Origin of the sequence: Thalassospira sp. UBA1131, from assembly GCF_002311515.1 — a bacterium.
GTDB lineage: Bacteria > Pseudomonadota > Alphaproteobacteria > Rhodospirillales > Thalassospiraceae > Thalassospira.
This window is the reverse complement of record NZ_DCAO01000041.1, coordinates 1-8,669: the sequence shown is the minus strand read 5'-3', so window position 1 is coordinate 8,669 and position 8,669 is coordinate 1. Positions and strand designations below refer to the sequence as shown.

At 53.7% G+C, this 8,669-nt stretch carries 8 protein-coding genes and 1 pseudogene; 6 read left to right on the top strand and 3 right to left on the bottom strand.

Translation table 11 applies throughout. The annotated features are described in order from the left end of the window. The 5 genes and pseudogenes from B3Z49_RS06340 to B3Z49_RS06320 form a co-directional block, all read left to right on the top strand. A pseudogene (locus tag B3Z49_RS06340) lies at positions 1–303 on the top strand (glutamine synthetase); the annotation flags it as partial. A gap of 222 nt (positions 304–525) precedes the next feature. Then, complete coding sequence (locus tag B3Z49_RS06335; RefSeq protein ID WP_296989068.1) at positions 526–1,632, top strand: polyamine ABC transporter substrate-binding protein; 1,107 nt, start codon at positions 526–528, stop codon at positions 1,630–1,632. A 412-nt stretch (positions 1,633–2,044) separates the two neighbouring features. Beyond that, the gene (locus tag B3Z49_RS06330; protein ID WP_296989090.1) at positions 2,045–3,211 is read left to right on the top strand and encodes an ABC transporter ATP-binding protein; all 1,167 of its coding nucleotides are present in this window, start codon (positions 2,045–2,047) and stop codon (positions 3,209–3,211) included. Further along, positions 3,208–4,149, top strand: coding sequence for an ABC transporter permease subunit (locus B3Z49_RS06325; RefSeq protein ID WP_008891402.1), 942 nt, complete (start codon positions 3,208–3,210; stop codon positions 4,147–4,149). The genes B3Z49_RS06330 and B3Z49_RS06325 overlap by 4 nt, the downstream gene beginning before the upstream one ends. Continuing rightward, positions 4,146–4,985 (top strand): ABC transporter permease subunit, encoded by an 840-nt coding sequence (locus B3Z49_RS06320; RefSeq protein ID WP_008891401.1) that lies wholly within the window; start codon positions 4,146–4,148, stop codon positions 4,983–4,985. The genes B3Z49_RS06325 and B3Z49_RS06320 overlap by 4 nt, the downstream gene beginning before the upstream one ends. 102 nt (positions 4,986–5,087) lie before the next feature. On the opposite strand, the gene B3Z49_RS06315 is transcribed toward B3Z49_RS06320, so the two are convergent. Further along, the gene (locus tag B3Z49_RS06315; RefSeq protein WP_063087202.1) at positions 5,088–5,798 is read right to left on the bottom strand and encodes a TetR family transcriptional regulator; all 711 of its coding nucleotides are present in this window, start codon (positions 5,796–5,798) and stop codon (positions 5,088–5,090) included. Between the two features lie 338 nt (positions 5,799–6,136). Beyond that, the gene (locus B3Z49_RS06310; protein ID WP_282597584.1) at positions 6,137–6,589 is read right to left on the bottom strand and encodes an Lrp/AsnC family transcriptional regulator; all 453 of its coding nucleotides are present in this window, start codon (positions 6,587–6,589) and stop codon (positions 6,137–6,139) included. A 219-nt stretch (positions 6,590–6,808) separates the two neighbouring features. Here B3Z49_RS06310 and ald point away from each other — a divergent pair, with 219 nt between their 5' ends. Continuing rightward, positions 6,809–7,924: an alanine dehydrogenase gene (ald, locus tag B3Z49_RS06305; RefSeq protein ID WP_296989055.1), complete on the top strand. Its 1,116-nt coding sequence runs from the start codon at positions 6,809–6,811 to the stop codon at positions 7,922–7,924. A 68-nt stretch (positions 7,925–7,992) separates the two neighbouring features. Here ald and B3Z49_RS06300 read toward each other — a convergent pair. Then, on the bottom strand, positions 7,993–8,669 hold a 677-nt coding region (locus B3Z49_RS06300), incomplete at its 5' end, for a LysR family substrate-binding domain-containing protein (protein ID WP_296989053.1).

Sequence of the window (8,669 nt, the reverse complement as noted above, 5' to 3'; positions counted from 1 at the left end):
CTTCCGGGGGCAGATGCCAACCCGTATCTGGCGGTTGCGGCATCGCTTGCCTGTGGCCTGCTTGGCATTATCGAGGAAGTCGATGCGACGGCCCCGATCGAAGGTTCGGGCTATGACCGTGCGCATTCCCTGCCCCGTCACATCCACGAAGCGCTTGCGAAATTCCATCGTTGCAAGCCGCTTAAGGAACTGCTGGGTGAAGAGTTCGCTGCCGCCGTTATTGCGGTCAAGGAAGCGGAATGGGATGCCTATCAGACCGTGATCAGCGCCTGGGAGCGTGAGCACCTGTTGCTGAACGTTTAAAAGACGCCTGTCGAATTTTGCGCCGGGACTTGCTGCCCGGCGCAAGATTGTTGCATGTTAAATGCACAATTTTTTACATGATGCGAAATATGCACATTTTTCCATCTTGTATTTGACAATATCCTGAAGCATTCGAAGGATATTACGATAAGCCCCGGGTTCTGGGGGATCAAAACAGAACCGGTAAACTTTCAAACGCTGCCACATGGGAGGCTCAGCGAAATGAAATCTCTTCTTAAAACATCAAGCCTGGTTGTACTTGCAACGGCCGTTTCGGGCTTTGCTGCGGGTGCATCAGCACAGGAAGTTCTCAACATCTATAACTGGTCGGATTATATCGGCGAGGAAACCGTTGCGAACTTCGAGAAGGAATATGGCGTCAAGGTCAACTATGACGTTTATGATAGCAACCAGTTGGTTGAAGCCAAGCTGCTGGCCGGTAATTCCGGCTATGACATCGTGGTTCCGACCCTTGCCGATGCCGAACGCCTGATCAAAGCCAAGCTGTTCCAGCCAATCGACAAATCCAAACTGTCGAACTATGGCAACCTGGATCCGGTGATCCTTGAACAGCAGGCAAAATACGACCCGGACAACACCTTTGCCGTGCCGTATCTTTGGGGCACCAACGGCTTTGGCTATAACGTTGCCAAAGTTAAGGAAGTTCTGGGTGACGACGCCCCGCTTGATAGCTGGGCGATGGTATTTGAACCGGAATACGCCGAGAAGCTTTCAAAATGCGGCCTGACCATGCTGGACGATCCGGCTGAGATCACCCCGCTTGTGAACTTCTATACCGGCAACTCCCCGGATGGCGCGCCGGATGCGTCACATATCGAAAGCGCGATTGCCAAGCTTGAGGAAGTCCGCCCGTACATCACGTATTTCCATAGCTCCCAGTACATCAACGACCTTGCAAACGGTAACGTCTGCATTTCGGTTGGCTGGTCAGGCGATGTTGGTCAGGCGGCCTACCGCGCAGAAGAAGCTGGCAACGGCAACGAGATCAAGTATGTCATCCCCAAAGAAGGCACGCTGATCTGGTTTGATACCATGATGATCCCGGAAGATGCACCGAACCCGGATCTGGCGCACAAGTTCATCGACTATGTGCTGCGCGCCGATGTCGAAGCTGAAATCGCGAACTATGTTGCCTATGCAACCCCGAACCTTGCCGCGATGGAGCTGATTGACGAAGCACTCCTGAACGATCCGGGCATCTATCCGTCGCAGGAAGTCAAAGAACGTCTGCGCTCCAAGGTCGAGCCGGGCCCGCGCGTTCTGCGCACCCGTACCCGCCTGTGGACGAAGCTTAAAACCGGTCAGTAAGTGATCGAAAGCGATCCTGACGGATTGCGATACATCATCTTTGCGAAGGGCGCGACTTTGGTCGCGCCCTTTTGCTTTTCAGTCGTGCGCAACGATGCGGCCAGAGCGCCTGTGACTCGTGATCACTGCGCTTTATTGGTTGCAGTCAGCCCGTTTCTGACAACCAGACCCTTTCGCAGAAATGCACATTTTCTGAACACCATATGCCGATTCCCTGCCAATTTAGGCATCAAACGGTGATTGTTGTTCAAAATATCGCACACCCCTCTTTACAGATTGCAGAATTGCTTCATCCTGTTATCAGGAAGAACCGACCAATGGGCAGTGCTGCAACATCAAACGATTGCGCACCAGGTCATCAGGGACTGACGTCTGATTGAAGCGGTTCATCTTGACATTGAAACAGGGGAGAATGCTGGTGTCAGAGGCGGTTTTGGAGCGCGTGCACGAGGATGTGCACAAGACGCAACCTTGGAACAATCCGGACGCGGTTCCCTATATCCGCTTTGAGAATGTGACCAAGAAATTCGGCGACTTCTATGCCGTCGATGATGTTTCCCTGGATATCTATCGCCACGAGCTTTTCGCCCTTCTGGGTGGGTCAGGTTGCGGGAAAACCACGCTGTTGCGCATGCTGGCCGGGTTCGAGGAACCCACATCAGGCAAGATTTACATCGATGGTGTCGATATGGCTGGGGTCCCGGCCTATGAGCGCCCGACCAACATGATGTTCCAGTCCTATGCCCTGTTCCCGCATATGAGCGTTGAGCAGAATGTCGCGTTCGGGCTGGTGCAGGATGGCGTTTCGCGCAGCGAGATCAAGGAACTGGTCGCCGAGATGCTGGGCCTTGTGCAAATGAGCAAATTTGCCAAACGCAAGCCCCATCAGCTTTCGGGTGGTCAGCGCCAGCGTGTTGCCTTGGCACGGTCGCTGATCAAACGGCCAAAGGTGCTGTTGCTCGACGAACCGCTGGGCGCGCTTGACAAGAAACTGCGCGAACAGACCCAGTTCGAGCTGGTCAACATTCAGGAAAAGGTCGGCACCACCTTTGTCATGGTGACCCATGACCAGGAAGAAGCCATGACCATGGCATCGCGCATTGCCGTGATGAATGAAGGGGTCATCAACCAGACCGGTACCCCGTTCGAACTTTATGAATATCCCAACAGCCGCTATACCGCGAACTTCCTCGGTCAGGTCAACCTGATTGAAGGCTTACTAGTCGATGATGATGAAAAATATGCCGTCATCAAATCGGATGAGGCTGGCTGCGAGATTTATATCGATCACGCTGTTCAGGGCCATGAAGGCATGACCTTCTGGGTGGCGTTGCGCCCCGAGCGGCTTCGCATCACCAAGGAAGCGCCCAAAGAAACCAAATACAATTGCGTATCAGGCAAGGTCGAAGAGATCGGCTATCTTGGCGGTATTTCGACCTATCACGTGCGCCTTGAAAGCGGCAAACGCATCAAGGTGACCGAACCGAATTCCACCCGCCAGATCGAACCGCGCTATACGTGGGAAGACACCGTCTGGGTATCGTGGGAGGCCGGGGCTGCTTCGGTACTGAACAAATGAGCAGTGACAAGCAAGAGGGCAGCTTGACCCTCAAACAACGTTTTGATCGCTGGATGATCAAACATGGCCGGGTGCTGGTGGTTGGTATCCCGTATTTCTGGCTGTTTTTGTTCTTCCTTGTGCCGTTCCTGATCGTTCTCAAGATCAGCTTTTCCGTCGCCGAATACGCACAGCCGCCCTATACGCCGCTGTTTGAATGGATCGACGAAGGCATCACGGTCACGCTCAATTTCGGGAACTACCTGTTCCTTCTATCTGACAGCCTTTATGTCACGGCATACCTCAACTCGATCCGAATTGCGGCGATATCAACCGTCATCACGCTTCTGATCGGTTATCCGATGGCCTATGGGATTGCGCGCGCCCAAGGGTCGATGCGCAGTGTGTTGCTGATGCTGGTGATCCTGCCGTTCTGGACCAGTTTCCTGATCCGTGTATATGCCTGGATCGGGATCCTTGACCGCGAAGGGTTGATCAACGCGTTCCTTATGTGGACGGGGATTATTTCCGAACCGCTGATCATGCGGCAGACGGAATTCGCGGTCTATGTCGGGATTGTTTACACCTACCTGCCCTTCATGATCCTGCCGCTGTATTCCACGCTTGAAAAAATGGATGTCAGCCTGGTGGAAGCCGCCCTTGATCTGGGCTGCAAGCCCTGGCAGGCCTTTGCCAAGATCACGCTGCCGCTTTCCATGCCGGGGATTTTGGCAGGCTCACTTCTGGTGTTTATTCCGGCTGTGGGTGAATTCGTGATCCCGGAACTTCTGGGGGGACCGAACACATTGATGATCGGTCGAACCCTTTGGAACGAGTTCTTTGCCAACCGTGACTGGCCGATTGCCTCAAGTGTTGCGATTGCGATGCTGCTGTTCCTTGTCGTGCCGATCATGTGGTTCCAGCATATCCAGACCAAGCAGGAGGAGGGCCAGCAATGAGCAGCAAACGTTCAACCTTCCTGATTTCGGCATTGGTGTTTGGCTTTGCCTTTCTGTATGTGCCGATCCTGCTTGTCATGATCTATTCCTTTAACGAAGGGAAGCTTGTGACCGTCTGGGCGGGCTTTTCGACCAAGTGGTATGTGTCGCTGTTTTCCAATGACGGCATGATTGATGCAGCCTGGAACAGCCTACGTATCGGGGTGATGTCAGCGACCCTTGCCCTGGCCCTTGGCACCCCGGCGGGACTTGTGATGTCACGCTTTGGCCGGTTCAAGGGACGCACGCTTTTTTCAGGCATGATTGCCGCCCCGCTGGTGATGCCAGAGGTTATTACCGGTCTGTCTCTTTTGCTGTTGTTTGTCACGCTTGAGCAAATGATTGGCTGGCCAGCCGGGCGTGGTCTTTCGACGATCACGATTGCACATACGACCTTCTGCGCGGCCTATGTCGCGGTTGTGGTGCAATCGCGCCTGTCGGGCATGGATACCTCGGTCGAGGAAGCGGCAATGGATCTGGGTGCTAAGCCTGCCAAGATCTTCTTTGTCATTACGCTTCCGATGATCCTGCCAGCGTTGCTGGCCGGTTGGTTGCTATCCTTCACCCTGTCGCTGGATGATCTGGTGATTGCAAGCTTTGTTGCCGGTCCGGGATCGACCACGCTTCCGATGAAGGTATTTTCATCGGTGCGTCTGGGTGTCTCGCCGGAAATCAACGCACTGGCAACCCTGATTATTCTGGCGGTGTCGGTGATGATCGTGATTGCCAGCCTGATGATCCTGCGGTCCGAGCGGATGCGCAGCCGCGCCTCTGCCGGGGCGGACGCGCAGCACTAAGGCGCTACTTGGGCCGCCTGATACCTTTAGGCAGACAACAAAAAAACAGCGCCGGAAATTCATCCGGCGCTGTTTTGCATTTGGGCTTGTCGTGGCGTTCGATCAGCAGTTGCCTTCGGCTGCCTTGCGCATCATTTCACGGCATTTCATGCCGGGTGCTGAAACCTGCCAGTAAGAGACAACGGCCTCTTCGGCGGCTTCTTCGAAATCAATGATCAGGTTATTGAGCGCGTTCTGTTCCATCAGCTTGATGACGCGGTCAGGCAGCTGCGACATCTGCCACAGCCCCAGAACCAGCGCATAGGAAGAACGCATCAGCTTGCTGGCGGCATCCGGTGTGATTTCATAGAGCTCGGCCAGGGCATCGGCGGTACGTTTGACCATGGATGCCAGGAAGCGGCGCTGGTTGACGACCATTTCATCGTCCGAGCCGGATTCCAGAACACCTTGCGACAGTGATGCGAGATGCAGGAACTTGTCGTTCTTGACCAGATATTGCACGAACTGGCGGGCCACACGGGTCGAATCCCGTTCTTCGGGACGACGCAGCGCTTCCTGATCAATCACATCAAGATTGTTTTCAAACCACTCTTTCTGGAAGTGACGCAACACTTCAAGAAACAATGCTTCCTTGCTTGAAAAATAAAGGTAAAGCGTGCCCTTGGCCAAGTTCGCCTTGCGTGCGACTTCCGCCGCCGACGGCAGGGTTCCATCACCTTCGAGATAGAGCTTGCGGGCAGCTTCGAGAATATCAGCACGGCGTTTTAGTTTCTGCTCATGGCTACGAGCGCGAACAAGATTGTCTTGTTCCATTTGATTAATTTCCCCCAACGTATTTTCCCCGGGCATATTATTGCATTTTAATTCACCTAAAAGTCAAACTGCAGGATTGGAATAACTGGACAAAATTCATGAAGCATTGAAAACGCATACATTTTTCCGACCAAATATAGACCAATTTAGATGAATTCCGGTCACATATAATCAATCACCATAACGCATTCTGAACAAAACCACAAATATCGTACAGTTTTTTGTTCGAGTCGCATTCCACCCAACCAGCCGGAATGATGACCAAGCGCCACTGGCCCGGCATCACTTCATGACATTCCATATCGTGAAATAAGCGGGATCCTGCGGCAGATCACAGCTCAGACAGGCAGTTCGGTGGTGCGTTTGACTTCGCGGAGCGTGATGACGGTCTGCACACGTTCGACACCGGGAAGCTGGGTCAGGACTTCGCTATGGATGCGTTCATAGTCGGCGGTGTCGCTATAGACGACATGCACAAGATAGTCGCTTTGCCCAGCCAGCAAATAACATTCGACAACTTCGGGCACCTTTTGAATTTCGAGCTCGAAGGTTTCAAGTGCCTCACGGGTTTGGCGGGTGATCGCAATATTGACAAAGGCATTGCCCGGCTTGCCAATCCGCGCGGGATTAAGAAGCATGGTGTAGTGATCAATAAAGCCTGCCTCTTCAAGAAGCCGTACACGGCGCAGGCAGGCAGAGGCCGACAGGTTCACCTTTTCAGCAAGTTCAGCATTGCTGATGCGACCGTCTTTCTGCAGCAAACGCAGAATCATCCGATCCCGTTCGTCCATCTCCATTCGCATAATCCTCCGACTTCATGGTGTTTCTGTTGAATTATATAGCAATGATATCATCAAAAGCCCCTTGAAATGAAGATTAATTGCCCAATTTTTAGGGTATCATTCAAGAATAATAACAAAAGAGGCGGCATCGTATTCCAACCGCCCGGGAAACTCCGGAAACGCCGGGGAGTTCCCCCGATTACCACGATTTTGTCGGGAGGAAACGACATGCTGATTGGTGTTCCAAAGGAAATCAAAAACCACGAATATCGTGTCGGACTGACACCAAGCTCGGTCCGTGAACTGGTCGCACACGGCCACAAGGTACAGGTCGAAACCATGGCCGGTGCCGGGATCGGCTTTACTGATAATGATTATGTCGCCGCCGGTGCGACGATTGCAGCCAGCGCATCCGATATCTTTGCCAGTGCCGAGATGATCATCAAGGTCAAGGAACCGCAGAAAGTCGAGTATGAGCAACTCCGCGAAGGCCAGTTGCTGTTTACCTATCTGCATCTGGCACCGGACCCGGATCAGACCGCCGGTCTGGTCAAATCGGGTGTCACCGCAATTGCCTATGAAACCGTCACCGACCGCGCAGGTGGCTTGCCCTTGCTGGCACCGATGTCGGAAGTTGCCGGTCGCATGGCCCCGCAGGTCGGGGCAGCTGCCCTGCAGAAAGCCAATGGCGGACGGGGCATGTTACTTGGCGGCGTGCCGGGTGTCGCACCCGCCAAGGTCGTTGTGATTGGTGGCGGCGTTGTCGGCACCAATGCCGCGCGCATTGCCGCGGGCATGGGCGCGGATGTGATCATCCTTGATAAAAACGTCAAACGCCTGACCTATCTTGATGATCTGTTTGGCCCGCGCATCAAGACGCAATACGCCACCATCGATGACACCGAGGCGCTTGTGCTTGAGGCTGACATGGTGGTGGGTGCGGTGCTTGTCCCCGGTGCGGCTGCACCAAAACTGATCAAGAAAGAACAGCTGTCACGCATGAAGCCGGGATCGGTGATTGTCGATGTGGCGATTGATCAGGGCGGATGTTTTGAGACGTCCAAGGCAACCACCCATGCCGACCCGACCTATATCGTCGATGATGTCGTGCATTATTGCGTGGCAAACATGCCGGGTGCCGTCGCCCGGACATCGACCTTTGCGTTGAACAACGCCACCCTGCCCTTCGCCCTGGCCCTTGCCGACAAAGGGTGGAAGAAAGCCTGTCAGGATGATCCGCATCTGGCGGCCGGACTTAACGTCCATGCGGGCCTTGTAACCTATAATGCGGTTTCCGATGCGCTAGGATATGAGTATACCTCAACCGAGAAAGTGCTAAGTTAACAGAAAGCAGGCGTACTTCCTGTCTAGGCTCAGGGCCTAGCATGGGAGTACGCCTTTCTTTGCCCGGCCTATACTTCTGCCGCAAAATCCCGTGCACAGGTTACAAAATCCGCAATGACAGGAGATTTGCTGTCGAGCGGCCAGGCAATAGCAAGGGTCACCGCGTCCCCCGGTAGTTCCGGCATCGGAATATAAGAGACATCGGGATGCGGCATGTGGGTAACCCAACTTGGTGCCACGGCAATACCAATCCCCGCTGCCACCAATGCGACAATTCCCAAAGTGTGCCCGACTTCTTCGACGATATTAATAGAGACATCGACATCGCGCGCATGCTGCATGACCACATCTTGATAGCTGATACCCAAGACCGGAGAGTAGGCAATATAGGGAAGCCCGGAAAAATCCCTAAGTGATAACTGATCGTTTGATGCAAGTACGTGATCATTGGGCACCAGCCCCACAAACGCCTCGCTGAAAAGGTGCTCGATATGCATGTTCGCCTTGGAGCGCGGCGGTCGCACAAATGCGACGTCGATCTGCCCTTCGTTCATCGCATCAAGTAACTCGTCAGTTGTAAGTATCTTGATATCGATCCGGGTATCAGGACATTTCAGGCGGAAAAGCCGTAAAATTCCGGGCAAGCAACTAAAAACGGCGGGCGAAACACAGCCAATTGTCAATTTACGGCTTTCCCGCCCCCCAAAAAAACGCGCGGCCCCCGTGCCGCTTTTCACCTTTTTTA

What these genes read in the sequence shown, in the direction of transcription:
- B3Z49_RS06335 (WP_296989068.1), top strand. Translation starts at nt 526, where the DNA reads ATGAAATCTCTTCTTAAAACATCAAGCCTGGTTGTACTTGCAACGGCC.
- B3Z49_RS06330 (WP_296989090.1), top strand. Translation starts at nt 2,045, where the DNA reads ATGCTGGTGTCAGAGGCGGTTTTGGAGCGCGTGCACGAGGATGTGCAC.
- B3Z49_RS06325 (WP_008891402.1), top strand. Translation starts at nt 3,208, where the DNA reads ATGAGCAGTGACAAGCAAGAGGGCAGCTTGACCCTCAAACAACGTTTT.
- B3Z49_RS06320 (WP_008891401.1), top strand. Translation starts at nt 4,146, where the DNA reads ATGAGCAGCAAACGTTCAACCTTCCTGATTTCGGCATTGGTGTTTGGC.
- B3Z49_RS06315 (WP_063087202.1), bottom strand. Translation starts at nt 5,798, where the DNA reads ATGGAACAAGACAATCTTGTTCGCGCTCGTAGCCATGAGCAGAAACTA.
- B3Z49_RS06310 (WP_282597584.1), bottom strand. Translation starts at nt 6,589, where the DNA reads ATGGACGAACGGGATCGGATGATTCTGCGTTTGCTGCAGAAAGACGGT.
- ald (WP_296989055.1), top strand. Translation starts at nt 6,809, where the DNA reads ATGCTGATTGGTGTTCCAAAGGAAATCAAAAACCACGAATATCGTGTC.